We start from the raw sequence: 25,824 nt of genomic DNA, 5'->3' as shown, positions 1-25,824 counted from the left end.
ACCCCTTCCAACTAACATGTCAGTTTCCGCCGCCGGCCGGACGGCGCCAAGGAGAGTAGACGAATGACCGCCAGTGCCTTCAGGAAGCGCCGCGTCGGACGGACCGACCTCGAAATGACCGAGCTTGGCCTCGGCGGCGCCACGCTGGCCGGAATGATGGGCAACGAGGTTCCCGACGATCAGGCGCGCGCCACGGTCACGGCGGCGCTCGATGCCGGCATCGGCTACTACGACACTGCTCCCCACTATGGCGACGGACGCTCCGAGCGCCTGATGGGCGATGCCCTGCGCTACCGGCAGGACGGCGTCGCGATTTCCACCAAGGTCGGCCGCCTGCTGCGTCCCCTCCGTTCCGAAGCGGACCGTACCGTGCCGCGCGGCTGGACCTATCCGTTCCCGTTCGAGATCAAGTACGACTACACCTATGACGGGGTCATGCGCTCCTACGAGGCGAGCCTGCAGCGCCTCGGCCTCGGACACGTCGAAATCCTCCTCGTCCACGATATCGGCGTGCAGAGCCACGGCGAGGAAGGCAACAAGAAGCACTGGGCCGACCTCGCGAGCGGTGGCTACAAGGCGCTCGAGGAGCTGCGGCGCAACGGCGATGCCAAGGCCATCGGCCTCGGGGTCAACGAGGTGCCGGCCCTCGTCCAGTCGTTCGACATCGGCAACTGGGACGTATTCCTCATCGCCAACCGCTACAACCTCATCGAGCAGTCGCCGCTCGAGACGCTGTTCCCGCTCTGCAAGGCGCACGGCACGTCGGTGATCGCGGCCGGTCCGTTCGCTGCCGGCATTCTCGCGGGCACGGACGTATGGGGGCCCAGCAACGGCGCCTACCAGAAGGCGCCGCCGCACATCGTCGAGAAGGTCAGCGGCCTCCGCGCCGTCTGCGACGAGTTCAATATCCCGCTCGGCGCCGCCGCGCTGCAGTTCGGCCTCGCCGACGACGTCGTGGTCTCGGTCCTCACCGGTCCGAAATCGCCCGCCGAGCTCGAAGGCATCCTCAAGTGGTGGAACACGTCGATCCCGGCCGCCTTCTGGGACGCGCTGGCCGACAAGAAGCTGGTCGTTGCGGGTACACCGTTACCGAACGGACGCGTGGCCTGAGACTCCCGGGCGCTACAGCCCGAGCGCGTCCTCGAGATGGTGGCGGCGGATGCCGAAATAGGCCTTCGCCGCCTCGAGGCGCTTGAGGGCGCCGGCATCCTTGCCACGCCGCGTCTTCGTGCCGACGATCAGGACGTTCTTGGGCGTATGGACGTCCGAGATGAACTCGAAGACCTTGGTCGAGTAACCGAAGTGCTCGAGGATCATGGCGCGCATGGCGTCGGTGACCATCTCGGCCTGGCGCTCGAGGAAGATGCCGTGGCGGGTGACGAAATCGAGGTCGGTGCCCTGGTGCGCCGCTTCCATCTCGCGGCGGATCTGCTTGTGGCAGCACGGCGCGACGACGATCAGCTCTGCTCCGGCGGCGATGCCCTTGGCGATGGCATCATCGGTGGCCGTGTCGCAGGCATGGAGGGCGATCAGCGCGTCGGCGCCGGTTGAGTCGAAGCTCTCGATCGTGCCCTGCGCGAAGCTCAGGTTGCCGATCTCTGAGTCCTGCGCGGTGCGGTTGCAGAAGTCCACCAGATCCTGCCGGAATTCGACACCGACAACGTCGGTGGATTGCCGGTCCAACTGGCACAAGTAGTCCGCGACCGCGAAGGTCAGGTAGCCCTTGCCGGCCCCCATATCGACCACCCGCTTCAACCGGTCCGGCGGGATCGCCTTCAGCAATGGTCCAAGAATCTCGACGTAGCGGTTGATCTGCCGAAACTTGTCGCCCGCCGCCTTGAGCACCTGCCCATCGGCGCCGGTGACGCCCAACGCTGCCAGCCAGTTCGCTTCTACAGCCTTGATCGGCCTCGCCTTTTCGCGGTCATGCTCCAGCGTGGCGGGGGCCTTGCTCGTCGCCTCGGTCTGCTTCAGGCGGGGCTGCTTGCCCTGCGCGTCATAGGCCAGGTCGAACCCGGTCGTGAACAGGAACGCCTGCCGAAAGTCCTTTTCGATCAAGCGCTTGAGCTGCCCGATGGCACCATCCGGCGGATGGTTCTGGGTCAGGTCGCGGGTCTTGTGGTGGAAGGTAAAGCTGAGCTTCAGCGCATCGCGGATGGTCGCGGGCTTGATATCGACGCTCTTCAGCGTCTCGTCGGCGCCGAACGGCATGCGCAGCGCCAGCCGCACGAGTGAACCATCGGTAGTGGCGGCTTCGACGGCGGCGAGAAACTGGTCGAGTTTGGGCAGGCTGGTATCCATGCCCAGCCATATAGGCCCGGTCGGCCCGAAACGCTACCGCCCAGCTACTCCTGGCCCAGATCCACCTTGCCCAGCACGTCCTTCACCTTGGTGTTGATCTGGTCGAGCGAATAGGGCTTGGGCAGGAACTCGACGCTCTGGTTGTCCGCGATATCCTGGCGGACATTCTCCTCGGCATAGCCGGAGACGAAGATGACCTTGAGGTCGGGGACGCGCTCGCGGACCTTGGTGAGCAGGGTCGGCCCATCCATTTCGGGCATTACAACATCCGAGATCATGAGGTCGATCTCGTAGTTCAGCTCGTCGAGCACATCGAGCGCCTCGTCGCCGGAATCGGCCTCGAAGACCTCGTAGCCCGTGGTGCGCAAGGCACGGGCGGAGAAGGCACGGACGCTGTCCTCGTCCTCGACCAGCAGGATGCGCTCGTGACCCGTAAGGTCCTTGACCGGGGCGGCGACCTGCTTGACCGGCACTTCCCCTTCCGTCGGCACGTGGCGCGGCAGGAAGATACGGAAGGTCGTGCCCTTGCCGACGACGGAGTCGGTGTAGATGAAGCCCGAGCTCTGCTTGACGATGCCGTACACCGTCGAGAGACCGAGGCCGGTGCCCTTGCCGAGTTCCTTGGTCGAGAAGAACGGCTCGAAGATTTTCTCGAGGATCTCGGGCGACATGCCGGTGCCGGTATCCTCGACCTCGATCAGCACGTAGTCGGCCGGCGGCATGCCCGTGTAGGTGAAACCTTGCGCTTCCTGCTCGGTGACGTTGCGGGTGCGCAGCGTGATGGTGCCGCCGTTCGGCATGGCGTCGCGGGCGTTGACGACGAGGTTCACCACCACCTGCTCGAGCTGCACGAGATCGGCCTTCACGGGCCAGACGTTCGTCGAATGCTCGACGCCGAGCGTGATCTGCTCCCCGATCAGGCGCTTTAGCAGCACCGTCAGGTCGTCGAGATGGCCCGGCACCTCGAGCACCTGCGGGCGCAGCGTCTGCCGGCGGGAGAAGGCGAGGAGCTGGCGCGTCAGGCCGGCAGCGCGGTTGGCGCTGTTCTTGATCGACATGAGGTCGGCAAAGCTCGGATCACCCGGCTTGTGCTTCAACAGCAGCAGGTCGGCGAAACCGATGATGGCGGTGAGCACGTTGTTGAAGTCGTGTGCCACGCCGCCCGCGAGTTGGCCGACGGCCTGCATCTTCTGGCCCTGGGCGAACTGCGCCTCGAGCTTGCGCTGCTCGGTCATATCCAGTGCGTAGACGTTGATCCGCTCGGCTGAGCCCTCGGCTGTCTCGGAACCGGAGACATAGAGCCGGACTGCGTGATCGCTGGTGCCGGCCAGGAGGGCGTCCACCGGCTCGATCTCCGAGCGGCTGGCGAGCGCGGCGGCTATGGCCTTCTGGAGGGCGTCGCGGTTGCCCTCGGCAAGCAGCTCCACCATGGGCTGCATGTCGATGGACTTCTCGCCGCCATGCCAATCGAAGATGCGCCCGAACGGCGCATTGGTGCGGATGATGCGGCCCGACTGGTCGAGCGTCGCAATGGCGAACGGCGTGTCGTTGAAGAAGCGCGAGAAACGCACTTCCGAAGCGCGCAGGGCCTCTTCCGTGTCCGCCCCCTGGCGGCGATCGAGAACCAGAGTCCGGGTCTCGCCAAGCTCGCCATCGGCAAGGCGGGCGGCGCGATGCATCAGGCGAACCGGAAAGCTGGTGCCGTTGCGGCGCACGAGGTCGATGTCGATGATCTCGGTGCGAATCTCGCCGTCCGAGCGGCCGCGCATCAGCAGCGTCGAGCCATCGCCGCGCACGATGTCGTCGAGCCGGATGGCGGTGGATTCGAACTCGGCGAGGTCATAGCCCAGCCAGTCGGCCAGGGTCGAGTTGAGGTACTGCACCCTGCCCTTCGCATCGGCCGAGAAGAAGCCGGCCGGCGCGTGATCGAGGTAGTCGATAGCCCGCTGCAGCTCGATGAAGGCGTGGTCCTGCCGTTCGCGGTCGCGGGTGATGTCCTCGACCGTCCAAAGCACGAGCGGCTTGCCACCCTCGCCGATCGAGGGCAGCGCGCGGACGCCGACCCGGTACCAGAAGGGCTTGGTCGAACCGCCGACCGAGCCGCCGAGGCCGCCGATGATACGGAGGTCCTCCAGCGCAGGTCGGCCATCACGTGCGGCACGCGCCAGGCGGTAGATGGCTTCGGCGGCTTCCGGCTCGCCCGCGAACAAGCGCGGCACGGAGACCGGCACGCCATCCGTGACGCCGCCGGCGAACTCGCCATAGTGGGCGTTGACGTAACTGATCTTGCCGTCCCGGTCGGTCACCACCGCTCCGAACGGCAGGCTGTCGACCACGGCGCGGCTCAGCGTCTGGGTATCCTCGCTGGCCGAGAACCGGAACAGGCCCGCTGCGATGGCGAAGAGGCAGAATACGCCGACCACGGCGAGCAGCCCGAGGAAGACGAGGATCAGATCGGCCGGGAGCTGATCGCCCAGCGTGGCGATGAGAACGGCAACGAGAATGAAGAATCCGGCCAGCGCCACGACGCGCCAGAGCCCGGCGGCGGGGCGACCACGGTTCACTAGCGGACTGGGGTAGTTGTCCTCGTCGAGTGGCAGAGGGGCCATGCGCTGGTGGGGCCTCGGGGAAATCGCTTCGAATCGGCTTTCTAGAGGTCTAGCAAATGGGTTTATCGCTTGGGTAGCGCCAAAGGCGTTATCCCCGTCGCGCCCGGCGGATTTGCGGCATCCAGACGATAGTTTCCAATCCAGAAACTATATATTGCACGCAGGGGCGCCTGATGCGATTGTTTCCGACAATGGAAACTATTGGATCGGCGATGTCACTCACGCTCTACCTCCATCCGCTCGCCTCGTTCTGCCACAAGGTACTGATCGCGCTCTACGAGAACGGAACGCCCTTCACACCGCAGATGGTGGACCTCAACGACGAGGGCGCGGCCGCGGCACATCTGGCCCGCTGGCCCGTGGGCAAGATCCCGGTGCTGCATGACAGCGAGAACCGACGGGTGGTGCCCGAGACCAGCATCATCATCGAGTACCTCCAGGCCCACTATCCAGGACCGGTTCGCCTCCTTCCCGAGAACGACGAGCTGAGCCTGGAAACAAGGCAGTGGGACCGGTTCTTCGACCTCTACGTGAACGTTCCCATGCAGAAGATCGTCATCGACCGCATCCGGCCAGCGGACGCGAAGGACCCGTACGGCGTCGAGGAGGCCCGGGCGACACTGCGGGTCGCCTATGGCATGATCGAGGGACAGTTGTGGGCTGGCCAATGGGCGATGGGCGAAGCCTTCACGCTCGCCGACTGCGCCGCGGCGCCGGCACTGTTCTTCGCCTCGATCGTCGAGCCGTTTCCGCCGGAGCACGGCAACTTGAGCGCCTATCTCGACCGGTTGCTCGAGCGGCCATCGGTGCGCCGGGCCCTCAGGGAAGCCGAGCCCTACTTCTCGATGTTTCCCTACCGGGATGCTATGCCGGAGCGATATCTGAACCTCTAGGGAACTCCGCCCGTTGCACGCTTCGCAGCAGTTCGACCGATTGTTCCACGCCCTTGCGGACGGCTCGCGCCGCCGGATGGTGGAGCGGCTGAGCCGGGGACCGGCTTCGGTGACGGAACTGGCCGAGCCGGACGGGCTCGGCCTGCCCTCTGCTCTGAAGCACCTGAGGGTGCTGGAGGACGGCGGCATCGTGCTGTCCGAGAAGGTCGGGCGTGTCCGGACCTATCGCATGCAGCCGCAGGCGCTCGATATCATCAGGGACTGGGTGAGCGGGCGCGAGGCCGAGTTGGCGAAGGGTTTCGACCGGCTGGCGGCGGCCATGGAAGCCATGCCCGAGGAGGAGAGCTGATGGGATTGCCGGTGCACCATACGACTTTCACGATCGAGCGGGACCTGCCGGGAAGCCCCCGTCACGCCTATCGCTTCTGGTCCGAGCACCAGCTCAAGCGCCAGTGGAACAGCTGCCACCCGGACTGGACCGTGCTAGAGGACGCCTTCGATTTTCGCGTCGGCGGGGCAGAGACGATGCGATGGCGCACCGCCGATGGCGTCGAGCAGGTCTTTGCGGCGCACTATCTCGATATCCAGCCGCGCGAGCGCATTATCTACGCCTACGCGATGCAAATCGGCGGCGAACCTCTCTCCAGCTCGCTCGTCACGGTGGAGTTCAGCCTTGCCGACAAGGGCACGCTGATGACGTTCACCGAGCAAGCGGCTTTCCGGGATGCGGCAGTGGTCGCCGAGCGCCAGTCAGGGACCGCGGGCGGTTTCGACCGGCTGGCACTGGTGCTCGAGCGGGAACTGGCGACGAGCCACTAGCGCCGACGATCAGTTCGCCTTCCAATTGCTGCCGCCGGAGCGCTTCAGGCGCATGACGAAGCCGATGACCTCGGCAACTGCCTTGAAGTGCTCGGTCGGGATGACGTCGTCGATGTCGACCGAGGCGTAGAGCGCACGGGCGAGCGGCGGATTCTCGACGATGGGAACGTCGTGCTCCTTGGCGAGCTCGCGGATGCGAAAAGCGATGGCGTCGGCGCCCTTGGCGACGCACTGGGGGGCGCCCATCGTGCTGTCGTACTTGAGCGCCACCGCGAAGTGGGTCGGGTTGGTGATGACCACGGTGGCCTCGGGCACCGCCGCCATCATGCGCTTGCGGCTGCGCTCCATGCGGATCTGGCGGATGCGGCCCTTTACCTTGGGGTCGCCTTCCTGCTGCTTGTACTCGTCGCGCGTTTCCTGGACCGTCATCCGCAGCCGCTTCCACCAGCGGTTGCGCTGATAGAGATAGTCGGCGATGGCGATGATCGTGACGACCGCGAGCACGGCGCCGAAGATCTTCAGGCTCAGGTCCATGAAGTCCTGGAGGATCATCCCCGGCTCGAGGTTGATCATGTTCTCGAGGCTGTCGATCTCGGGCGCCAGCACGAACCAGAGCACCGCCGAGACGATCGAGAGCTTGATCAGGCCCTTGCCGAAGTTGACCAGCGCATCCATGCCGAAGAGCCGCTTGGCACCTTCGATCGGATTGATCTTGGAGAGCTTCGGCTTGATCGGATCGAGCGAGAGTAGCGGCCGGTGCTGGACGAGGTTGGCTGCAACGCCGAAGCCCGCAAGAATGATCGACGGGATGATCGCGACGAGGAGGATCGAGCCGGCAAGATTGCCCCAGAAGGCCTGCAACGCCTGGCTGCCGACCTCGAACTTCTCGGCATTGTCGAGGATCTGGCGGAGGCTCTCCATGAGGCTGGCGCTCGTGGGGCCCGCCATCATGGCGAAAACGAGGGCCGAGCCGGACAGGATGAACCAGGTGTTGACCTCCTGGCTCTTGACCACGTCGCCCCGCTCATGGGCGTCGCGGAGCTTTTTTTCCGAAGGGTCTTCGGTTTTTTGTTCCTGATCGGGGGCGTCGTCGCTCACTAGACGCCCCGCAACATGGCGAGCACGCCTTCATAGTGCGTGAGGTAGAGCCCCATCATCATCGTGAGCAGCAGCGCCATCAGCACGAGGCCGACGCCCACGGTCGCCGGCATGGCGATGAAGAACACCTGCAACTGCGGCATGAGCCGACTGAGGATGCCCATGCCAAGGTTGAACACCAGCCCGAAAACGATGAACGGCGCCGACATCTGGACGCCGACCACAAAGGCGCCGGACACGACGTCGATGACTGTCTGGGCCGCGTCGCCGAACATCAGCGGTTCGCGCGGCGTGAAGATCATGTAGCTGTCGTGAACCGCCGACAGGGCCACGTGGTGCAGATCGGTGGCAAAGATCAGCGCGATGCCGAGGAAGCTGAGGAAGGCGCCGATGAGCGCGCCCTGCACGCCGCCGTTGGTGGGGTCGGCGGCCTGCGCAAGCGAGAGACCCGAGGCCGAGGCGATGACCGCGCCGGCCGTCTGGGTGCCCGAAACGGCCAGCCGCGCGATGGAGCCAAGAATGAGGCCGACGGCGATCTCATGGAGTACTATGACGACGATGCCAAGAAGGTCCGTCGGCAGCGGCGGGATCTGGTCGGCGACGATCGGGTAGAGCACCCCGGCCATCATCAGGGCAAAGCTCAACCGCATGCGGGACGGGATGGTCATTTCGCCAAGCGCGGGGATCAGCATCATCATCGCCCCGACGCGCGAGAAGATGACGAGGTAGGTGTAAGCGGTCTCCGGCAGCCAGTTCAGCGAAATCATGGTCAGTTGCCGGATATGATCATGTCGGCAATCCGGGTCATGTAACCGCCCAGCACGGCCCCCATGAACGGCAGCGTCAGCAGCATGGTGACGAAGATGGCGAGGATCTTCGGCACGAAGACCAGCGTCATTTCCTGGATCTGCGTCAGCGCCTGGAACAGCGCGATCACCACGCCAACGATCAGGCCCACGATCATGATCGGGCCGCCAATCAGGATCATGACCCAGATGCCCTCTCGGGCAATGTCGAGGACCATGTCGCCGGTCACGGGCGCATCTCGGTGGATTGGATCGGCTGGTGCATCTTACGGACCTTCTGGCCCAGTCCTAACGCGAGTCGGTGGTGACTCAGATCGGCATCCGCATGATTTCCTCGTATGCCGAGATCACGCGGTCGCGGACTGTCACCATCGTATCCATGGCGAGTTCGGTCTGGCTGATGGCCGTCACCACGTCGACCATGTCGCCGCGGCCATTGACCATCTCCATGGCCTTGGTGTCGGCGACCTTGCCGCTATCGACCACGCCCTGCACGGCCTGGCCCAGCATCTTGGCGAAGTCGTCGCCCTGCCCTGCTTCGGCAACCTGGTTCAGCGCGCTGGGCCGTGCCTGCTGCAGGAGCTTGGCTGCGCTGGCATAGGCGTTCGTGGCGGCGTTCACGGGAATGGCCATGATGCTCTCCGGCTAGTGGCGCGTCAGCCGCGCAGGATGTCGAGGGTGGCGCCCAGCATCTGCCGGGTGACGGTGACGACGTTGAGGTTGGCCTCGTAGCTCCGCTGCGCCTCGCGCATGTCCATCGTCTCGATGAGCGAGTTCACGTTGGGGTAGCGGACGTAGCCGCTGGCGTCGGCAGCCGGGTGGCCGGGCTCGTAGCGGTCTGAGAAGTCGGACTGGTCGTAGGCGATACGGCCGATCTCGACCTTGGTGGCCCCGAGCTCGCGGTCCATCACGGCCTTGAAGGTCGGGATCTTGCGCCGGTACGGGTCCTCGTCCGGCGTCTTGCCGGCAGAGTCGGCGTTGGCAAGGTTCTCGGCGATCACGCGCATGCGAGCCGACTGGGCGTGGAGGCCCGTGGCCGCGATCTTGAGGGAGGAGAGGAAATCGTTCATCGCTTATGCCTGCTTGCCAAGGGCGGTCTTCAGGAGCTTCACCGAGCGCGTGTAGAGCGCCGTGATGGACTGGTAGTCGAGCTGGTTGCCGGCCACCTTCATCATCTCGTCCTCGAGCGTGACGCCGTTGCCCTCGGGGGTGATCTCGAAGCTGTTCAGATCGCGCGCCCCGAAGCCGTCTGGGCCGGTGCCACGCACCGAGATATGGCCCGGCTGCGTCGCGACGGTGGCGACTTCCACCCGCGAGCGCATCTTCATATGCTCTTCGAATCCGAAGGCCTTGAGGTCGCGGCCCCGATAGCCGGGGGTGTCGGCGTTGGCGACGTTCTCGGCGAGCAGGGTTTGCCGAGTCTGGTGCCAGCGCATCTTCTCGCTGATCGCGTCCAGCAGTCCGAGCTTCATGTTCCGCCGAGTCCCTTAGGCAACTAGGTAAATGTTGCCGATCTTCGGTTAACGAAGTGTTAACCACGAAGGTTTGAGGCGCCCGATGTCTCGCATTTTGCATAATCTGGGCGCATTACTCGGCAACAAGTTCCACTCTTATCGGTTCGGATGGCCACACCGGACCGGCGTTGGAGGTGCCCGGCCATGCAGTTCCTGACCAGTTTGCTCGGTGAGTCGGCGGGCATGATCGTCACCTCGGTCCTTGCACTCGGCATCGTCCTCGTCCTCGTCGTCCTCGGTCTATGGCTGCTCAAGCTGGTCACCCGCTCCACGGCGAGCGTGGGCCGCGGTCGCAACCGGCGGCTCAGCGTCATCGACCACATGCAGGTCGACGCCAAGCGCCAGCTCCTCATCGTTCGGCGCGACGACGTCGAGCACCTGATCCTGACCGGCGGCCCCCAGGACCTCGTCGTCGAGGCGGGCATTCCCGTGGAGCGTCCGCCGGTCGCAGCGCGCCGCCCCGTCGAGAAGGAAGTTCCGCCGGCGCCGACACCGACGCTCACCAAGCCCGAACTGGACAAGCTGCGCGAGTTCGTGCGCTCGGGCGCTCAGCGGAAGTCGCCGACCCTGCGGCAGACCGGTTTGCTGCGTCCGGTCAGCACCATGGAGCCCGCCGTGATCCCCATGCCTCCGATGGCTGGGGATAACTCCGGCCGCGCCAGAGCCGACTCAGCTACAACCCCCGAAGGCAAGGACAACGGGCGGACTGCGGTTGGGGCTCAGCGAACCCTCGGTGACGGAACGACGGCGGAGTCGCACTGACCGGCCATCGCTTCGGCGCGCCCTCGCCTACCTTGCGTTTTTCGCAGCGCTGCTGATCCCTGCCCTCGCCTTCGGGCAGGACGTTTCGATCGATTTCGGCGACGACACGACGATTACCGAACGTGCGGTGCAGATCGTCGGCCTGATCACGCTGCTGTCGCTGGCGCCGTCCATTCTCGTGATGGTGACGAGCTTTACGCGCATCGTCGTGGTGCTGTCGCTGCTCCGCACCGCGATCGGCCTGCAGACCGCGCCGCCCAACTCGGTGATGGTGAGCCTCGCGCTCTTCCTCACGCTCTTCGTGATGGGTCCGACACTGCAGCAGAGCTACGACAACGGTATCGCGCCGCTCGTGGCGGGGACCATTCCGATCGAGGAGGCATTCGCCCGCACCTCTGCGCCGATCCATGAGTTCATGTTGGCCAACGTGCGCGAGCAGGATTTGCGGCTGTTCTTCGACATGTCGAACACCCAGCCGCCCGCCGATCCGGCGGCGACGCCGCTTCAGACGCTCATCCCGGCCTTCATGATCTCGGAGCTGAGGCGCGCCTTCGAGATCGGCTTCCTGCTCTTCCTGCCCTTCGTCATCATCGACATGGTCGTGGCGTCGGTGCTGATGTCCATGGGCATGATGATGCTGCCACCGGTGGTGATCTCGCTGCCGTTCAAGCTGATCTTCTTCGTGCTCGTCGACGGTTGGCACCTCGTCGCCGGCTCGCTGATCCGAAGTTTCACCGCAATCTAGGCGGCCGGCGCGACAGCCTTGTCGGGCGTCACCGCTGCCGCCTCGCCATAGCGTTCGCGGTAGGACGCGATGAACGCGTTGAGCGAATCCTGGCTGGCGATCTCCTGCGCTACCTTGCGGAACTCGACCGATTGCGGGGCGATATCGCGGGTCACGTATTCGAAGAGCGGCCACTCGGCCGAGTTGGCCATCTGGTCGGAGAATTTCGAGCGGAGGCGCGACAGGCCGAGCTTGTCGCCAGCCAGCACGAAACCGACGGCCGCCTTGACCACGCTCATGCGCTCGTCCTGGTTCATCTTGTCGGTCCGTGCGGCCGGCGTGCTCAGCACCTCCAGCAGTTCCGAGGCCTGGGCATAGTTCCTCGCCTTCCAGTAGCCATCGACGCGCAGGTAGTCGGCGTCGCGGCCTTCGAGCTTGGAAATGAGGTCGAGGGCCAGTTCCTGGCGGCCGGCATCGATCAGCGCGCGGGACTCGAGGATGCGGCGCTGCCGCTCGAGTTGGGGCGGCAGGTCGGCGAGACGGGTGCGCGCCAGCACCTTGAGCGCCTCCTCGGGATGCCGGTCGGCAATGCGGATCAGCGCCAGGTCGGTCGCGACCTGCGCCTGCGCCACGCCGGTGAGACGGCTGTCGACCTGGTACTCGAGGAGGTCCCCCGCCTGCTGCAGCAGGTCGACCTTCACCAGCCGGCGCGTGAGGTTGCGGATCATTTCGTCGCCCCGGGTGCCGGGCGGGGTGAGCTGGCGGAAGTCGTAGAAGAGCGCGAGGGCATCGAGATCGGCGAGCTTGTCCGCGGCGCCGTTCAGGTAGAGGTCTTCGAAGGTGGCCTGTGCATCCGTCAGCAGGCTGTCGATGACCGTGCTGTCCGGAAAGCTGGCTGCCGCCTCGCGCACGGTGATGAAGCCTTCGCGATAGGCGTGGTTCTTGAAGTAGAGCTGCGCCAAGAGCTTCTGCATGTCGGCCTCTAGCGCTGTACCGCGCCAGGTCAGCACTTCGGCCGCCAGCGTCTCGGTGGCCTTGGAGAGGTCGATCTTGCCACCCTTGTCGAGCAGCAGAAGGGTCCGGTAGACGGCCTCGGCCCGCGTCGGGCGGAAGTCTGCCGCAATGACGGTGCCATAGGTCTCGAGCGCTTCATCGTCACGCCGGCCGAGTTCGGAAATCCGCCCCTGCATGAGCTGGTAGAAGCTGACCTGCTCGGGATCGAGCTTGGGGAAATCCACCTTCGCGACAAGCCGCAGCGCAAGCTGCTCGTCCTTGGTCTCGACGGCCGCACGCGTGGCGGCGAACAGGAACTTGGTCTGCACCCAGACCGGATAGCTCGAGATGATGCCCTCGGCCGCCACGGCATCGAGCCGCGCGCCCCGGTAGTCGCTGACCTCGGTCCGCGCGATGGTGCGCCACAGCAGGGCATCCGCCTCGTCGGGGAAGGTCCCGGCATTGAGAATTGGCAGCGCGTCCTTCGGTCGGGTCGCGAGCGTATCCGCAATGGCCCGCACCAGTTGGGCTTTCTTGCGCAGATCGTCGCTCTTCAGCTCGGCCTGGAGCACGTCGAGAACGCCGATCGCCTCGTAGGCCAACTCGTTGCCGACATAGAGCTGCGCGAGCTCCAGCCGGGCCACGTCGCGCAGGCGGCCTTCGGCGGCGGCGGCGCTGGACATGGCCGCCTCCTTGCGCCGGGCAAAGGCTGTCGGATCGGTTTCGCGCCATACGTTGAGGTCGAGGTAGCTCGCCCTGAACTGCGGGGCGTTACCGGCATCGAGCTTGCGCGACGCCTCTGCCTCGGACAGCGTCAGTCCGGTCCGCGATGAAATCAGCGCCACCTTGTCTTCGAGCTCGACATCGAGTTCGTCGGTGCGCGGCTTGATGACGAGGCCGTGGGCGGAACGCAAGGCATCGAAGTCAACGAACTGAAGGCTGCGGGTCATGCCGCGTGCCGGCGGCAGGGCCGTCACGACGCGCAGCGTATCGCCGACGACGGGATCACGCAGCACGTGGACCTTGCCCGGGCGCTCCATGTTCGCCGACATCTGGAACCGGCCCTGTTCGTCGCGCTCGCGCAGGAGCGCCACCGGCTCGGTGGCGGCAAGCAGCGTGTCGCCGAGCGACAGGACCCAGGCCCTGCCCTCGGAGCCGAGCGTCGCCAGGCGGTCAGCGGCGAGATCCATGCGGACCACCTTGGTCTCACCGGCAGTCACGACCTCGAACCCGCTGGCGATGCTGGACAGGGCATCGGACGAAGGCGGATTCGCCACGACCTGAGGCGTGTCGAAGACCATCCAGACCACGTCGCCGCGGCGGAAGACTGCGGCTGGTGTATCGGCATCGAATGGAAAAGCGATGCGCACGGTGTTGCCGACGGTGGAGACGACGGGCGTCACTGCCCCCCTGCTCGCCGGATAGAGCTCGGCGGCATTGTCGTGAGACGCTTCAAGCCCGAGCCGGGCCGCCAGCCGCTGTTCCTGATCCTTGGCAGCGGCCTCGAGGTCGAGGCGCGCCTTGTTGGCCTTGTCCTCGGCTTCCAGCACCACCTTGAGCCCGTCGGTGGGGGCGATGTCGATGTCGAGAATGAACTGGCGCGGCGACATCTGGTAAAAGCGAGGGATCACCCCCTCTGCAACCGCGACGTCGAGCGTGCTGGCGGCCTTGCCGACCTTGTTCGAGGCGCGCTTGATCTCGGCCGGCAGATCCTCGTTCAGAGGTGTCAGATCGAGGGCAGCCGGCCAGTCGAACCTGGCCGAGCCCTGCGTGCCCTTGAGCGTGAACTGCGCCTTGGTGTCGACGTTCCAGTCGACCTGCAGCCTGACGAAGGTCGGGTTGCGACCCACGCGCACCGTGGCGACGGGCTTCAGCCGCTTGGCTTCCTCGACCTTGCGCTCCTCTTCGGCCTGCTCGGCGAGGCGCTTCGAGCGCTCGGCCAGGGCCGCGATGACCTCGGGCGGCAGCGCCGGCGGCAGGCCGACCCAGTTGGGTGGCAGGAGGTCGATGTAGAGCGCCTCGCCCGCATCCATGCGGTTGATGTTGAACGTGCTGCGCAGCCCGATCCTGATGCCGCGGCTGTCGGGATCGACGCGGGCGATCGTCGCGTAGTCGGGCAGCGCCAGCGCAATGTCGGGCAGGAGGATCGAGATCGGCTCATCGAACTCGATGGCCAGCACGCCGTTGTCGTACTTCACGCGATACTTGGGCAGGTCCAGTCGCCCGGGAAAGCTCAGGACGATCCGCGCAAAGCCCTGTTCCGCGGAGGTGAGGATCTGTGCCTGGTCCTGGGCACGGACCGGTGCGGCATACAGCATGAGGATCGCCAGCAGCGCCAGCACGACCCCACGCAACGGGAATAGCTCCCCGCGCCAATATGCAACCCGCGCTGACATGCCGGCTTTCTGCCCGCCCTACACACTTCTGGTGGGGCGACAATAGGCGGGACGGGCTTAACGGCGGGCTAACCCGGAGCCGCAAAGCGCGGAGAACTCACGGGAATTGGCTGGTTTACTGACCGACGATCTGCGGCAGGTTGGCGAGGTCCTCGACCGTCGCCGCGTCGATGGTCGGCTCAGCCTCCTGGCGAGCGAGGCCCGCGGTCAGCGTCTTGGCCTTCAACGGCTCCATGCGGGCGAGGATGGGCGCCATCTTGCGCGGGTTCATGGCGCGAGTGACCCGCAGCAGCACCTCGCTATCAAGCGTGTTGAAGATCGTTGCCGCTTCCTTGGGCTTCATCGTCTCGTACATCGCGACGATGCCGGCGAACTGCTGCTGCTCGTCAGCCTTCTTCTGCTCGACCAGCGCATCGATCCGGGCCTCGATGGCCTGCAGCGCCTGCGTCCGCTCCTCCAGCCGCTTCTCGGCCGCCTCGACCAGGGCGAGGCGCATCTCGAGTTCCTTCTCGCGCGCATCGAGCGAGGTACGACGCTCGCCGAGGCGCTCGATCAGGCCTTCCTTGCTGCCTTCGTCGGCGACGACGGGTGCGACGACACCTTTGTCGTTCAGCTCGAGGGCAATGGCGTCGCCATATTCGTTGACCGGGATGGGCATGCAATCCGGCTCGGCTGCCGCACCCCCGGCGGGGTCTGCACCGTGTTCGCCTTCAGCCGCTGCCGGCGCTTCCGCGCCATGTCCGGTCGCGACTTCGAGGGCTTCGGAAATCGGCGGACAGGCAGCGTCCAGCGCCGGCCCTCCCGCCAGCGGCTGGGCCTCCTCGGGGGGCGCGTCATGCCCCGAACCCTCCTTTGGCGCCGAGGTCCCGTGCTCGCCCCCCGTCGCCGGTTCGAGCGACAGCTCGGGCGACGAATCCTCGAGGGTCGGGTTGGCGTCGGTCATGGTCGCTTCGGGTGGCAGGGCCATGGTCGGATCGTTGCCCGCCGCTGCCGGCGTCGCCCCTTTCCCGCCCTTGTCGCCCGCCGCGACGACCTGCGTCGTACCCGTCAGGACGTAGCCGCCATTGGTCACGAGGCCGATGCCCTTGAGGAGCAGCAGCGCCGTGCCGGCGGCTATGACGACTGGGAGGAGACGCGGCGTCTTGAACATCAGGCGGCGTTGCCCCTGATCCGCGGCCGCATGGAGAGTTGCTGCAGGGCCGATTGGGTCTTGCTCGGCTCAGCCTCGAGCCGGTCGTCGAGCGGCTGGGCGCGCGCCGCGCTGGTGATGCGGGCCAGCCGCTCCATGATCTGCTGACCAGCGCTGACATGGCTGGCGAGCTGGATGCCGAAGGTTTCGGCCTCGTTGAGACGGGAGGCGAGCACCGTCTCGGCCTCCTGGGCGGTGGACTTCAGCTCTTTGATCGCAGAATTGGCGAGGCCGGTTGCCTGCACCAGGTCCGCCACCATCTGGCGCAGCTCGCTGCGGTCGGCGTGGAGGCGCTTCAGCCTCTGGTTGAGGATCACGCAATAGCCGATCGTGGTGGCGAGCAGTATCGCGACCAGCGTTTCGACCACGATCCCCAGCGGCAGCCCGAACATCAGCGTTGCTCCATCTTGTTCTCATCGATGGCTTCGAAGCTGGCCATCGTAACTTTGGGTGGGTTGAGCGGCTGCGCGACGCGCACCGACACATGGTTGCCGATGTGGCCCATGATCGCCTCGGTCAGGTCGACCTCGCCGCAGCGCAGCTTCACCGGATCGCCGGGCGAGCGCTCGAACATCACGGTGTCGCCCGGCTGCAGGTTCAGCACCCGGTTCAGCGGCAGGTCCATCTCATGGAGGATCGCGTCGATCTCGACGTCGGCGGCGTAGATCTCGGTGGCGAGGTGACCTTCCCAGATCGGGTCGCGGCCGAATTTCTCGCCCATGTACATCTGGAGCAGCTGCTCGCGGATGGGCTCGATCGTGGCGTATGGCAGCAGGATCTCGACCTTGCCGCCGCGATCGTCCATCTCGATGCGGAGCTCGATCAGGATGGCGGCATTGGCCGGGCGCGAGATGGCGGCGAAGCGCGGATTGGTCTCGAGCCGCTCGATACGGAAGTTGACGTCGGTCACCGGCTCGAAGGCGCGGTGCGTGTCCTCGAGGATCACCTCGATCATGCGGCGCGCCAGCGCCATCTCGATGGTGGTGTAAGGCCGCCCCTCGACGCGGATCTGACCACCGACGCGGCGGCCGCCCAGCAGCACGTCGATCATCGAGTAGATGAGCGAGGAGTCGACGGTCAGCAGCCCGTAATTGTCCCATTCCTCGGCCTTGATGACCGAGAGGATGGCGGGCAGCGGAATGGAGTTGAGGTAATCGCCGAAGCGCACCGAGGAGATGGAATCCATCGCCACTTCGACGTTGTCGGAGGTGAAATTGCGCAGGCTCGTCGTCGCCAGCCGGACCAGCCGATCGAAGACGATTTCGAGCATCGGCAGGCGCTCGTACGAGACGAGTGCCGAATTGATGAGGGCCTGCACGCCGCTGAGTTCGGCGCTGCCGCCAGCATTAGGATCGAAGCCGAGGAGGCTGTCGATCTCATCCTGGTTGAGCACGCGATCGGCGGCGCCGGCCTCGGCGCTGTCCGCCTCGAGCATCGCTGCCCACTCGGCGCCCATGGCGTCCTCGCTGTCAGCAGCCGGTGCAGCTTGTCCACTGGTGGCGTCGAGCCCCCAGTCGTCGCTCAACTTGTCCTGATCGCCCGGTCCAGCCATCACTGCACCAGGATTTCCTTGAACAGGATCGAGTCCACCTGCGCCGGGAAGATGGCGATGTTGACGCGGCGGCGCAGCTCTTCCTTGAGACGGTAGATGCCGGCCGAGCCCTCGAGATCGGACTTCCTCAGCTCGCGCAGGTAGACCTGGAAGGCGTCGACGACCTTGGCCATGCGCGGCTGGATCTCGGTCATCACCTCTTCATTGGCAACTTCGAGCGCAACCGTGAGCTTCATGAACTGCGACCGGTCGCCGTCACCGCGCAGGTTCACCGTCATGGCCGGCAGATTGAAGATGAAGGTCTCATGGACCCCTTCGAGGTGGGTGTCCTGTTTCGGCGGCGCCGAGAAGAACAGGAAGTAGCTCGCCGCACCGCCACCGAGCAGGACGACCGCTGCGGCCACCATGGCAATGAGCATGATGGGCAGCTTCTTCTTGTCGGGCGCGGCGTCGCCACTCTCAATATCGGCTTCCGCGGCCATGCCCCAAACCCCTGCCCCACCGGACGATTCCGTACGAATTCGAGCTAATCGGCTGAGGGTTAACGATTAGTTACGAAGTGTGCCAAAGCGGGCAGAAATTGCCGGGCAGTTTTTGCCACGCGCACGCCCGGCGGCACATCATGCCGCGCCGCGACTATCTCTAAGACATTGATCTTACTACACTTACCGACTTGGCATGGTTGCTGCAATGTTAATGGCGAGCCGGACGGCCTGGGGAGGTCGGATGGTTCGGGGACTTAACGGGGACCGTGCGCCATGGAAAATGCGCAGCTCATCGGACTGTCGCGGCAGATTGCCCTGCAGCGCCAGATGGACGTGGTGGCGAACAACATCGCCAACATGAACACGACCGGCTTCAAGGCCGAGCAACTGCTGTTCGAGGAATACATGATGCCGGTCGCCCGCGACCGGGATTTCGAGTTTCCCGACCAGCCGCTGAGCTACACCAACAGCTGGGCCACGGTTCACGACCTGTCCACGGGCACCCTCATCCAGACGGGCAACCCGCTCGACGTCGCACTGCAGGGCGAGGGTTTCCTCGTGGTGCAGACCGCCGACGGCGAGAAGTACACCCGGGCCGGCAGCCTCGCCATCGGCGCCGACGGCACGCTGATGGACCTCTCGGGCAACCCGGTCCTCGGCAATGGCGGACCGATCCAGTTCGCCGCCACCGAGACCGATATCAATATCAGCCCCGACGGCACGATCTCCTCGAGCGAAGGCCTCAAGGGCACGCTCCGCGTCGTCGAGTTCGAGGACCCGCAGGCGGCCGAGCGCTTCGGCGACAACCTGTGGTCGGGCGGTACTCCCCTGGCGGCCACGGCGACCACCGTCATCCAGGGCTCGATCGAGAAGTCCAACGTCTCGAGCGTCGGCGAGATGACGGAAATGATCCGCGTCCAGCGCTCCTACGAGAGTGTGGCCTCCCTGATGCAGAAGCAGGACGAGCAGCGCCGCACCGCCATCCAGAAACTCGGCACCCTGGCCTGACCGGAGACACGACATGAAAGCCCTCTACATCGCCTCGTCCGGGATGGCTGCGCAGGAGCGCAACGTCGAAGTCATCTCCAACAACATCGCGAACATGCGGACCACCGGCTACAAGCGGGCCCGCGCAGAGTTCCAGGACCTGCTCTACCAGCAGTACCGCCAGGCCGGCGCCACCACTTCGGAAAACGGCACGATGGCTCCCGTCGCCCTCGAAGTCGGCTCGGGCGTCCGCACCGCTGCCACGCCCCGCATCATGAGCCAGGGCACGGTGGCGCCGACCGAGAAGGAACTCGACGTCGCCGTGCGCGGCGAGGGCTACTTCATGGTCGACATGCCCGACGGCCGGACCGGGTACACCCGCGACGGCTCGTTCGAGCGCAGTGCGGACGGGCAACTTGTCACCGTCGACGGCCATGCCATCCAGCCCGGCATCACCATTCCGGGCAACGCCAACTCGGTGCACATCAGCGCCGACGGCATCGTCGAGGCCTATCTCGACAACGACACCATCCCTACGCAGATCGGCCAGCTCCAGCTCGCCCGCTTCGTCAACAAGGCCGGCCTCGCCTCGGCGGGCAACAACCTGTTCGTCGAGACGGCCTCGAGCGGCCCGGCGCAGGTGGGCACCCCCAATGCCGATGGCATGGGCGACCTGCTGCAGGCCTATCTCGAAAGCTCGAACGTCAACTCCGTCACCGAAATCGCCGACCTCATCGCCGCACAGCGCGCCTACGAGATGAACGCACGTGTCATCTCGGGCGCCGACGAGATGATGCAGGCGACCTCGCAGCTGCGCTGACCGGGAGACACTAGATGCACAAGATCCTCCTCCCTGCCCTGCTCGCGCTGCTCAGCACCACCGCCCATGCCGCGCCCGTGCTCAAGGCCGAGGTCTCGGTCAACCGCCCGGTCATCACGGTCGGCGACATGTTCGACGATGCCGGCCTTCTCGCAGAGCGCGCCCTGTTCCGGGCGCCCGAGCCGGGCACCACCGGGATCGTCAGCCTCGAGGCGGTGCGCAGTGCCGCGGCCCGCGCCGGCCTGACGGACTACGCCCAGGACGGCGTCCTGAACGTCCGCGTCGAACGCCAGGCCGCCATCGTCGACGCCGCGGCGCTGTCGGAACTGATCCGCGCCGACCTCGCGACACGCGGCCTGCTCCAGCCGGGCGTCGAAGTCGAGGCCCGCTTCGACAGCTCCGACCTCACCTTCAAGGCCGAGAACGTGGCCGTGCCGGCAGCCCTCAGCTCGCTGCAGTACCAGCCCAATGGCTCGACCTTTGCGGCACGGTTCCAGATCGAGGGCATCGAGATGCCGATCGACGTGAACGGCCGCATCGACCTCATGGTCGAGGTCCCGCACCTTGCCAGCTCCCTCAAGGCCGGCGCCACCATCACGCCGGCAGACCTCGAGATGAAGCGCGTGCCGCTCGCCTTCGTCGGTCAGACCGGCATCGAGAGCTTCGACGATCTCGTGGGCAAGCAGATGCGCCGTACCTCGCGCGCCGGCGTCATGCTCAAGGCCGCCGATGTCACCGAACCGGTGATCGTCAAGCGGAACACCCAGGTCACCGTGCTTCTGCACACCGGCCCGATGACCCTCACCATGATCGGCCAGTCGCTGGCCGACGCGAGCACGGGCCAGCCGGTCCAGGTCATGAACCCGGTCTCGCGCAAGATCCTCAACGGCGTCGCCACAGCCGAAGGCACCGTCGAAGTCGTCACAGCTGCCGGCCAGCTCAAGGTCGCCGGGCTCTGACGGGCGAAAGGACTATCAAGATGAACATGCTCAAGCTTACCGCCGCCCTCGCCTTCGCTGCCCTCCTCGCCGGCTGCTCCACCATGGACAAGCTGGCTTCGGTCGGCGAACAGCCCCGGCTCACCGCCATTGCCGACCCGACCGCTCAGGCAGGCTACCGTCCGGTGCAGATGCCGATGCCGGAGCCGGTTGTCGCGTCCTACCAGCCCAACTCGCTGTTCTCGACGCAGGCCAAGGGCTTCTTCAAGGACCAGCGCGCCCACAAGATCGGCGACATCCTCACGGTGATGGTGACGATCGACGACAGCGCCAAGATCTCCAATACGACCGACCGCGAGCGCAGCTCGGCTTCGGAAGCCAGCGTCGGCGGCGTGCTCGGCTCGATCTTCGGCGGCAATGTTCCCCTCGCCGACGTCAAGGCGAACGGCGCCATCAGCACTGGCGGCAGCATGACGGACGGCGGCTCGGGTTCGGTGAACCGCAAGGAATCGCTCGAGACGCAGGTCGCGGCCGTGGTCGTGCAGGTGCTTCCCAATGGCAACCTCGTCATCGAGGGCCGCCAGGAAGTGCGCGTGAACTTCGAGGTGCGCGAGCTGATCGTCGCCGGCATCGTCCGGCCGGAGGATATCCACGCCGACAACACGATCCCCTCGTCCAAGATCGCCGAAGCCCGCATCTCCTACGGCGGTCGCGGCCAGATCACCCAGGTCCAGCAACCCCGCTACGGACAGCAGATCGCCGACGCGATCCTGCCCTTCTGATCCCACAGTTCCCCGCTGCCGGCACAATCCCCCATTGGTGCCGGCAGCCCAGGCAGGTTCCAGAACAGAGCCCGCCACGAGGGCGCAGTCTCCCCGGCTGCGCCCTTTCCCCATTTCAGGGAGCGAGATCGCGTCAGGATCGATCGCGAAACGGCAAGGCCAGTCACCCGAACCTCCGTTAATTCCCACAGGCCGCGGCGGCTTTGCTTGCGAGCGCCGCGGCTTGTCGACTACGGTCCGTCGGTTTTTCAGGGGTTGTGCATGCTCAGAGTGTTTCCGGCTTTTCTCGTCCTGTTGCTGGCTACGACAGCGAGCGCTCAGGACTGGCGGTACGAGGACCAGGGTGTGCCGATCGCGTACTTCGACAACGGCGACGCGCAGTTCCAGTTCGCCTGCCGCGGCGGCGACCTGGCGATGGGCTTCTGGGTGCGGGCGCCGCACCGGGAAGTGGCGGGAGCCTCGGCGATGAACCTCGCCATCACGGCGGACCCGCCGGAAGGGACCGGCGTTTCTGCCGGCGGAGGCACCAGATTCGCGCAGGACATTCCGCTCATCCACAGTGACGGCAGCTCGATGATCGTCCGCGGGCCGGTGGCGCGGCAGTGGGCCCGGATTGCGCAGCAAGCGCGGAATGCTATCCAGGTCGCCTATGTGCGAACGAACAAACAGGGCAAGCTTGAGGTGTTCGACAGCAACTCCTTCGGCGCAAAGGGATCGTCGGCGACCATCAAGAAGCTGCTCGATCGCTGCGGCTGACCACCAGATCGGTCTGACCGGCGATTTCAGCAGGCGACGGTCGACCTGACAGGGAGCTGATCACGGACTCCGAGGAGCAGGAGGCGGCGCGATCAGCTCGCGGACGCTTCGGATTATCCGGTCCGGCCGTATCGCCGTGGTAGTGGGCAGCCCCCTTCCGAGATGGTCGTGCCAGATGGCATGGATGCCGAGGCGCTGGGGAGCGGCGACTTCCCATTCGAGGTTGTCGCCAACCATCCACGTCTCGGCCGGCTGGACGTCGAGGGCGGCCATCGCGTGGACGTAGGCGCGCTCATCGGGTTTGCCGAAGCCGCACTCGCCTTCGATCTGCACATGGTCGAACAGGCTGGTCAGCGAAAAGCGCTCCAGCTTCGCCCTTTGCAGTTCGGCCGCACCATTCGTCACCAAGGCCAGCCGCACCCCCAGGGTTCTCAGGTCATGGAGTGCCTCACGTGCTCCCGGGAACACGCCGGCGCCGGCTGCACGGAGCTCGGTGAACCGGTCGCTGAACAGGTGAGCCTGCCGCAGGGCATAGGGTACATCGAGACGCTCGAACGAGCGCGCGATGATGTTACGCCTCGCGGTTATGATACCACTGCCGGAACCATCAAGTCGCGCCGCTTTCGAGGCGTCCGAGTTCGACCAGAACGCCTGCAGCTCGCGTTCCAGGGTGTCGGCCACGGCGCCAGGGTTGTTATCGCCGAGCGCCGCTGCGAACTCCTCACAGACCTGGACGAGTGCTGGCAGCCTATGCCCCTCGCCCACCAAGGTGTCGTCCAGGTCGAACAAGATCGCAGTCGGCAGGGACATGGCGTTCACTCGGTTGCGCTCACAGGTCGGGAAGCAGTGATTGGCTGGGACGACGCTCAGGCCTGTGTTGCTCGCGTTTCAGCGGTTTTGTGACCAATTCGCGCGCCGGCCTCAACCCGGAAGTCAGGTCCGGCGATCAGTTTGGCGTCACGGTGTACGATCGGAGGCGATTGCGATGAATATCTGCGCGCATCTGACGGTGCTCCTCGCGAGCGGGCTGATGATGGCTGGAACCGTCGTGGCGCAGGATGTCGCCGACACCATCTATTCCGGCGGCCCGATCCTCACGATGAATGACGCACAGCCGACCGCCGAGGCAGTCGCCGTGAAGGATGGTCGAATCATCGCGGTGGGTGGGCTCGCCGAGGTCGAAGCGTACCGAGGCGAGGCGACAGACGACTTCGATCTGAACGGCCGCACCATGCTGCCTGGTTTCGTCGACAGCCACAGCCATGTCGTCATGGGTGGATTGCAGGCGCTGTCGGCGAACCTTCTGGCGCCCCCGGACGGTGAGGTGACGGACATCGCGAGCCTGATCTCGGCGCTTTCGGCCTGGGCAGAGAAGAACGCCGAATGGGTCGATCAGGCGAAGATGATCGTCGGCTTCGGCTACGACAACTCGCAGCTCGCCGAACTGCGCCACCCTACCCGCGAGGACCTGGACAAGGTCTCCAAGGACCTGCCGGTGCTCATCATCCACCAATCCGGCCATCTGGGCGTGGCGAACTCCAAGGCGCTCGAGCTGGCCGGGATCACGGCGTCGACCAAGGATCCGGCCGGCGGCATCATTCGTCGGGATCAGAACGGTGAACCGAACGGCGTCCTCGAAGAGTACGCCTTCTTCGATGTGCTCGGGAAATTGTTGGCCAGACTGGGCCCGGAGGGACTGGAGGCATTTGCCGCGGCGGGGGCGGAGCTGTGGGCCCGCTACGGCTACACGACCGCTCAAGATGGACGATCGTCGGCCGGCGCCGTCGACGCCCTGAAGGCAGCCGATGCAGCGGGCAAGATCAAGGTCGACGTCATTGCCTATCCCGACGTGCTGGAAGCCAAGGACTTCATCGAGGCCAATGTCTCGCGGGACTATGACGGCCATGTGCGCGTCGCCGGGTGCAAGCTGACCATCGATGGCTCCCCGCAGGGTTTCACCGCCCTCAGGGACCGCCCCTACTACGACCCGGTGGGTGACTACCCGCCGGGTTATGCCGGCTACGCGTCCATCAGCATGGAGCAACTGCAGGACGCCGTGGACTGGTGCTACGAGCACGGCATCCAGATCATGGTGCACGCCAACGGCGAAGGCGCCTCCGACATGCTGATCGCCGCGCTCAAGGCAGCGCAGGACAAGTACGGCAGGAAGGACATTCGCCCGGTCCTGATCCACGGCCAGTTCCTGCGCGAGGATCAGGTCGACAGCTACAAGGCACTGGGTGTGTTTCCCTCGCTGTTCCCAATGCACACCTTCTACTGGGGAGACTGGCACCGCGAACACACCGTCGGTCCGGTCAACGCGGACAATATCTCGCCCACGGGCTGGGTGCGGGAACGCGACATGATGTTCGGGACGCATCACGACGCTCCGGTCGCCCTGCCCGACAGCATGCGTGTCCTCTCGGCCACGGTCACGCGCCGCACGCGCTCAGGCGACATCCTCGGTCCGAGCCAGCGGGTCGACGTGCCCACTGCCCTCAAGGCCATGACGATCTGGCCCGCCTGGCAGCAGTTCGAGGAGGACGACAAGGGCACGATCGAAGTTGGCAAGCTCGCCGACTTCGTCATCCTCTCGGATGATCCGACGGCGGTCGACCCCGAAACCCTCGTCGACCTCAAGGTGCTGACGACGATCAAGGAAGACGAGGTCATCTACGAAGCGGGCAAATAGGTCGCCGGCGCGGTCCGTCAGGCCCGGCGGCTCCAGCCTAACCCCGCTTCTGGAAGGCCAGCCACACGCCGCCGATCATGAGAATGATGCCGGACACGCGGTTCATCATGCGGACGCGCGCCTGAGTGAGCAGCTGTCGGGCGCTGCCGGCGAGGATGGCGTAGATGGCGTCGGTGAAGGTCGCTACGGCCATGACGATCAGGCCGAGCACCATGATCTGCTCGAAGGCTGGCCGGCTCATGTCGACGAACTGCGGCAGGAAGGCCCCGAGGAACAGCAGGGTCTTGGGGTTGGACCAGTTGATGAGCGCGCCCTGCCAGATGTAGCGCCCGAGCGGCAGCCGCTCGCCGGGCTCGCCCATCTCGAGCTTGCCGGACGAGGTGAACATCTTGAAGCCGATCCAGACGAGATAGGCGGCGCCGACGAACTTGATAACGGTGAAGGCCTCGGACACGAGGCCCATCACGACCTCGAGGCCAAGGGCGACGACGATCACCATGCTCAGCATGGCGATCTCTGTGCCGAGGATGGTGAGGAGGCCGGCCTTGGTGCCGCGAACGAGGGAGTTGGCTACGACGACGGCGACCGATGGACCCGGCACGATGGAGAACAGGAAACAGGCCGCGATGTAGGGCAGGAGGATAGTGGGGTCGATCACGAGAGGCTCCTAGTGGTCATGCACACTTTGCAGGGCACGCGGCGACCGGC

27 protein-coding genes are annotated in these 25,824 nt (G+C 65.6%); 12 read left to right on the top strand and 15 right to left on the bottom strand.

Features of this window, described 5'->3' with window-relative positions; all coding sequences use genetic code 11:
* Positions 1 to 63 precede the first annotated feature (63 nt).
* Positions 64 to 1,110, top strand: coding sequence for an aldo/keto reductase (locus PRN20_RS11890; RefSeq protein ID WP_273957578.1), 1,047 nt, complete (start codon positions 64 to 66; stop codon positions 1,108 to 1,110).
* Positions 1,111 to 1,122: 12 nt separating this feature from the next.
* Here PRN20_RS11890 and PRN20_RS11885 read toward each other — a convergent pair whose 3' ends face one another.
* Both PRN20_RS11885 and cckA read right to left on the bottom strand, forming a co-directional pair.
* Positions 1,123 to 2,301, bottom strand: a complete 1,179-nt coding sequence (locus PRN20_RS11885) for a class I SAM-dependent methyltransferase (protein WP_273957577.1) — start codon at positions 2,299 to 2,301, stop codon at positions 1,123 to 1,125.
* A 44-nt stretch (positions 2,302 to 2,345) separates the two neighbouring features.
* Positions 2,346 to 4,910, bottom strand: a complete 2,565-nt coding sequence (gene cckA / locus PRN20_RS11880) for a cell cycle histidine kinase CckA (RefSeq protein ID WP_273957576.1) — start codon at positions 4,908 to 4,910, stop codon at positions 2,346 to 2,348.
* Between the two features lie 212 nt (positions 4,911 to 5,122).
* Between cckA and PRN20_RS11875 the strand changes: the two genes are divergently transcribed.
* The 3 genes from PRN20_RS11875 to PRN20_RS11865 are packed head-to-tail and all read left to right on the top strand — an operon-like array spanning position 5,123 to position 6,622.
* On the top strand, positions 5,123 to 5,803 hold the full coding sequence (locus tag PRN20_RS11875; RefSeq protein ID WP_273957575.1) for a glutathione S-transferase family protein: 681 nt from the start codon (positions 5,123 to 5,125) through the stop codon (positions 5,801 to 5,803).
* Between the two features lie 13 nt (positions 5,804 to 5,816).
* Positions 5,817 to 6,152 (top strand): ArsR/SmtB family transcription factor, encoded by a 336-nt coding sequence (locus tag PRN20_RS11870; RefSeq protein ID WP_273957574.1) that lies wholly within the window; start codon positions 5,817 to 5,819, stop codon positions 6,150 to 6,152.
* Positions 6,152 to 6,622, top strand: coding sequence for an SRPBCC family protein (locus tag PRN20_RS11865; protein ID WP_273957572.1), 471 nt, complete (start codon positions 6,152 to 6,154; stop codon positions 6,620 to 6,622). The genes PRN20_RS11870 and PRN20_RS11865 overlap by 1 nt, the downstream gene beginning before the upstream one ends.
* Before the next feature lie 9 nt (positions 6,623 to 6,631).
* On the opposite strand, the gene flhB is transcribed toward PRN20_RS11865, so the two are convergent.
* The 6 genes from flhB to flgB all read right to left on the bottom strand — a co-directional run bounded on the left by flhB (position 6,632) and on the right by flgB (position 9,998).
* Positions 6,632 to 7,720, bottom strand: a complete 1,089-nt coding sequence (gene flhB, locus PRN20_RS11860; RefSeq protein ID WP_273957571.1) for a flagellar biosynthesis protein FlhB — start codon at positions 7,718 to 7,720, stop codon at positions 6,632 to 6,634.
* Positions 7,720 to 8,487 (bottom strand): flagellar biosynthetic protein FliR, encoded by a 768-nt coding sequence (fliR, locus tag PRN20_RS11855; protein ID WP_273957570.1) that lies wholly within the window; start codon positions 8,485 to 8,487, stop codon positions 7,720 to 7,722. Before fliR ends, flhB begins: the two co-directional genes overlap by 1 nt.
* 2 nt (positions 8,488 to 8,489) lie before the next feature.
* The gene (gene fliQ, locus PRN20_RS11850) at positions 8,490 to 8,756 is read right to left on the bottom strand and encodes a flagellar biosynthesis protein FliQ (RefSeq protein WP_273957568.1); all 267 of its coding nucleotides are present in this window, start codon (positions 8,754 to 8,756) and stop codon (positions 8,490 to 8,492) included.
* A 79-nt stretch (positions 8,757 to 8,835) separates the two neighbouring features.
* Positions 8,836 to 9,159 carry a flagellar hook-basal body complex protein FliE gene (gene fliE / locus PRN20_RS11845; protein ID WP_273957567.1) on the bottom strand — a complete coding sequence of 108 codons (324 nt, stop codon included), beginning with the start codon at positions 9,157 to 9,159 and terminating at the stop codon, positions 8,836 to 8,838.
* A 23-nt stretch (positions 9,160 to 9,182) separates the two neighbouring features.
* Positions 9,183 to 9,596 (bottom strand): flagellar basal body rod protein FlgC, encoded by a 414-nt coding sequence (flgC, locus tag PRN20_RS11840; RefSeq protein ID WP_273957566.1) that lies wholly within the window; start codon positions 9,594 to 9,596, stop codon positions 9,183 to 9,185.
* Positions 9,597 to 9,599: 3 nt separating this feature from the next.
* On the bottom strand, positions 9,600 to 9,998 hold the full coding sequence (gene flgB / locus PRN20_RS11835; RefSeq protein ID WP_273957565.1) for a flagellar basal body rod protein FlgB: 399 nt from the start codon (positions 9,996 to 9,998) through the stop codon (positions 9,600 to 9,602).
* Positions 9,999 to 10,184: 186 nt separating this feature from the next.
* On the opposite strand from flgB, the gene PRN20_RS11830 reads away from it, so the two are divergent.
* A complete protein-coding gene (locus PRN20_RS11830) occupies positions 10,185 to 10,802 on the top strand; it encodes a flagellar biosynthetic protein FliO (RefSeq protein ID WP_273957564.1) in 618 nt (205 codons plus the stop codon).
* A complete protein-coding gene (gene fliP, locus PRN20_RS11825; protein WP_443112553.1) occupies positions 10,774 to 11,547 on the top strand; it encodes a flagellar type III secretion system pore protein FliP in 774 nt (257 codons plus the stop codon). Before PRN20_RS11830 ends, fliP begins: the two co-directional genes overlap by 29 nt.
* Here the strand turns inward: fliP and PRN20_RS11820 are convergent.
* The 5 genes from PRN20_RS11820 to PRN20_RS11800 all read right to left on the bottom strand — a co-directional run bounded on the left by PRN20_RS11820 (position 11,544) and on the right by PRN20_RS11800 (position 18,138).
* A complete protein-coding gene (locus tag PRN20_RS11820; RefSeq protein WP_273957563.1) occupies positions 11,544 to 14,873 on the bottom strand; it encodes a hypothetical protein in 3,330 nt (1,109 codons plus the stop codon). The genes fliP and PRN20_RS11820 overlap by 4 nt on opposite strands.
* Positions 14,874 to 15,030: 157 nt before the next feature.
* Positions 15,031 to 16,065: a MotE family protein gene (locus PRN20_RS11815; protein ID WP_273957562.1), complete on the bottom strand. Its 1,035-nt coding sequence runs from the start codon at positions 16,063 to 16,065 to the stop codon at positions 15,031 to 15,033.
* Positions 16,065 to 16,496 (bottom strand): DUF6468 domain-containing protein, encoded by a 432-nt coding sequence (locus PRN20_RS11810; protein ID WP_273957561.1) that lies wholly within the window; start codon positions 16,494 to 16,496, stop codon positions 16,065 to 16,067. Before PRN20_RS11810 ends, PRN20_RS11815 begins: the two co-directional genes overlap by 1 nt.
* The gene (gene fliM, locus PRN20_RS11805) at positions 16,496 to 17,656 is read right to left on the bottom strand and encodes a flagellar motor switch protein FliM (RefSeq protein WP_273957560.1); all 1,161 of its coding nucleotides are present in this window, start codon (positions 17,654 to 17,656) and stop codon (positions 16,496 to 16,498) included. Before fliM ends, PRN20_RS11810 begins: the two co-directional genes overlap by 1 nt.
* The gene (locus tag PRN20_RS11800; RefSeq protein WP_273957559.1) at positions 17,656 to 18,138 is read right to left on the bottom strand and encodes a flagellar basal body-associated FliL family protein; all 483 of its coding nucleotides are present in this window, start codon (positions 18,136 to 18,138) and stop codon (positions 17,656 to 17,658) included. Before PRN20_RS11800 ends, fliM begins: the two co-directional genes overlap by 1 nt.
* 276 nt (positions 18,139 to 18,414) lie before the next feature.
* Here PRN20_RS11800 and flgF point away from each other — a divergent pair, with 276 nt between their 5' ends.
* From flgF to PRN20_RS11775, 5 genes are all read left to right on the top strand, one after another.
* On the top strand, positions 18,415 to 19,149 hold the full coding sequence (gene flgF / locus PRN20_RS11795) for a flagellar basal-body rod protein FlgF (RefSeq protein ID WP_273957558.1): 735 nt from the start codon (positions 18,415 to 18,417) through the stop codon (positions 19,147 to 19,149).
* A 13-nt stretch (positions 19,150 to 19,162) separates the two neighbouring features.
* Positions 19,163 to 19,948, top strand: coding sequence for a flagellar basal-body rod protein FlgG (gene flgG, locus PRN20_RS11790; RefSeq protein ID WP_273957557.1), 786 nt, complete (start codon positions 19,163 to 19,165; stop codon positions 19,946 to 19,948).
* 14 nt (positions 19,949 to 19,962) lie between these two features.
* The gene (gene flgA / locus PRN20_RS11785) at positions 19,963 to 20,907 is read left to right on the top strand and encodes a flagellar basal body P-ring formation chaperone FlgA (protein WP_273957556.1); all 945 of its coding nucleotides are present in this window, start codon (positions 19,963 to 19,965) and stop codon (positions 20,905 to 20,907) included.
* Between the two features lie 20 nt (positions 20,908 to 20,927).
* Positions 20,928 to 21,668 carry a flagellar basal body L-ring protein FlgH gene (gene flgH, locus PRN20_RS11780; protein ID WP_273957554.1) on the top strand — a complete coding sequence of 247 codons (741 nt, stop codon included), beginning with the start codon at positions 20,928 to 20,930 and terminating at the stop codon, positions 21,666 to 21,668.
* 261 nt (positions 21,669 to 21,929) lie between these two features.
* Entirely contained in the window at positions 21,930 to 22,424 is a 495-nt protein-coding gene (locus PRN20_RS11775; protein WP_273957553.1) for a hypothetical protein, read from the top strand.
* A gap of 60 nt (positions 22,425 to 22,484) precedes the next feature.
* On the opposite strand, the gene PRN20_RS11770 is transcribed toward PRN20_RS11775, so the two are convergent.
* The gene (locus PRN20_RS11770; RefSeq protein ID WP_273957550.1) at positions 22,485 to 23,234 is read right to left on the bottom strand and encodes an HAD family hydrolase; all 750 of its coding nucleotides are present in this window, start codon (positions 23,232 to 23,234) and stop codon (positions 22,485 to 22,487) included.
* Between the two features lie 175 nt (positions 23,235 to 23,409).
* Here PRN20_RS11770 and PRN20_RS11765 point away from each other — a divergent pair, with 175 nt between their 5' ends.
* Positions 23,410 to 25,116, top strand: coding sequence for an amidohydrolase (locus PRN20_RS11765; protein ID WP_273957549.1), 1,707 nt, complete (start codon positions 23,410 to 23,412; stop codon positions 25,114 to 25,116).
* Positions 25,117 to 25,153: 37 nt separating this feature from the next.
* On the opposite strand, the gene PRN20_RS11760 is transcribed toward PRN20_RS11765, so the two are convergent.
* The gene (locus PRN20_RS11760) at positions 25,154 to 25,774 is read right to left on the bottom strand and encodes a LysE family translocator (RefSeq protein WP_273957548.1); all 621 of its coding nucleotides are present in this window, start codon (positions 25,772 to 25,774) and stop codon (positions 25,154 to 25,156) included.
* Positions 25,775 to 25,824 lie beyond the last annotated feature (50 nt).

It is taken from the genome of Devosia sp. ZB163 (assembly GCF_028613635.1).
GTDB lineage: Bacteria > Pseudomonadota > Alphaproteobacteria > Rhizobiales > Devosiaceae > Devosia_A.
This window is presented reverse-complemented; position numbering and strand designations above follow the sequence as displayed.

Bases quoted from the DNA above. Each gene is read 5' to 3' on its own strand.
- PRN20_RS11890 (WP_273957578.1), top strand. From the start codon at position 64: ATGACCGCCAGTGCCTTCAGGAAGCGCCGCGTCGGACGGACCGACCTC.
- PRN20_RS11885 (WP_273957577.1), bottom strand. From the start codon at position 2,301: ATGGATACCAGCCTGCCCAAACTCGACCAGTTTCTCGCCGCCGTCGAA.
- cckA (WP_273957576.1), bottom strand. From the start codon at position 4,910: ATGGCCCCTCTGCCACTCGACGAGGACAACTACCCCAGTCCGCTAGTG.
- PRN20_RS11875 (WP_273957575.1), top strand. From the start codon at position 5,123: ATGTCACTCACGCTCTACCTCCATCCGCTCGCCTCGTTCTGCCACAAG.
- PRN20_RS11865 (WP_273957572.1), top strand. From the start codon at position 6,152: ATGGGATTGCCGGTGCACCATACGACTTTCACGATCGAGCGGGACCTG.
- fliR (WP_273957570.1), bottom strand. From the start codon at position 8,487: ATGATTTCGCTGAACTGGCTGCCGGAGACCGCTTACACCTACCTCGTC.
- fliE (WP_273957567.1), bottom strand. From the start codon at position 9,159: ATGGCCATTCCCGTGAACGCCGCCACGAACGCCTATGCCAGCGCAGCC.
- flgC (WP_273957566.1), bottom strand. From the start codon at position 9,596: ATGAACGATTTCCTCTCCTCCCTCAAGATCGCGGCCACGGGCCTCCAC.
- flgB (WP_273957565.1), bottom strand. From the start codon at position 9,998: ATGAAGCTCGGACTGCTGGACGCGATCAGCGAGAAGATGCGCTGGCAC.
- PRN20_RS11830 (WP_273957564.1), top strand. From the start codon at position 10,185: ATGCAGTTCCTGACCAGTTTGCTCGGTGAGTCGGCGGGCATGATCGTC.
- PRN20_RS11815 (WP_273957562.1), bottom strand. From the start codon at position 16,065: ATGTTCAAGACGCCGCGTCTCCTCCCAGTCGTCATAGCCGCCGGCACG.
- PRN20_RS11810 (WP_273957561.1), bottom strand. From the start codon at position 16,496: ATGTTCGGGCTGCCGCTGGGGATCGTGGTCGAAACGCTGGTCGCGATA.
- fliM (WP_273957560.1), bottom strand. From the start codon at position 17,656: ATGGCTGGACCGGGCGATCAGGACAAGTTGAGCGACGACTGGGGGCTC.
- PRN20_RS11800 (WP_273957559.1), bottom strand. From the start codon at position 18,138: ATGGCCGCGGAAGCCGATATTGAGAGTGGCGACGCCGCGCCCGACAAG.
- flgF (WP_273957558.1), top strand. From the start codon at position 18,415: ATGGAAAATGCGCAGCTCATCGGACTGTCGCGGCAGATTGCCCTGCAG.
- flgG (WP_273957557.1), top strand. From the start codon at position 19,163: ATGAAAGCCCTCTACATCGCCTCGTCCGGGATGGCTGCGCAGGAGCGC.
- flgA (WP_273957556.1), top strand. From the start codon at position 19,963: ATGCACAAGATCCTCCTCCCTGCCCTGCTCGCGCTGCTCAGCACCACC.
- flgH (WP_273957554.1), top strand. From the start codon at position 20,928: ATGAACATGCTCAAGCTTACCGCCGCCCTCGCCTTCGCTGCCCTCCTC.
- PRN20_RS11775 (WP_273957553.1), top strand. From the start codon at position 21,930: ATGCTCAGAGTGTTTCCGGCTTTTCTCGTCCTGTTGCTGGCTACGACA.
- PRN20_RS11770 (WP_273957550.1), bottom strand. From the start codon at position 23,234: ATGTCCCTGCCGACTGCGATCTTGTTCGACCTGGACGACACCTTGGTG.
- PRN20_RS11765 (WP_273957549.1), top strand. From the start codon at position 23,410: ATGAATATCTGCGCGCATCTGACGGTGCTCCTCGCGAGCGGGCTGATG.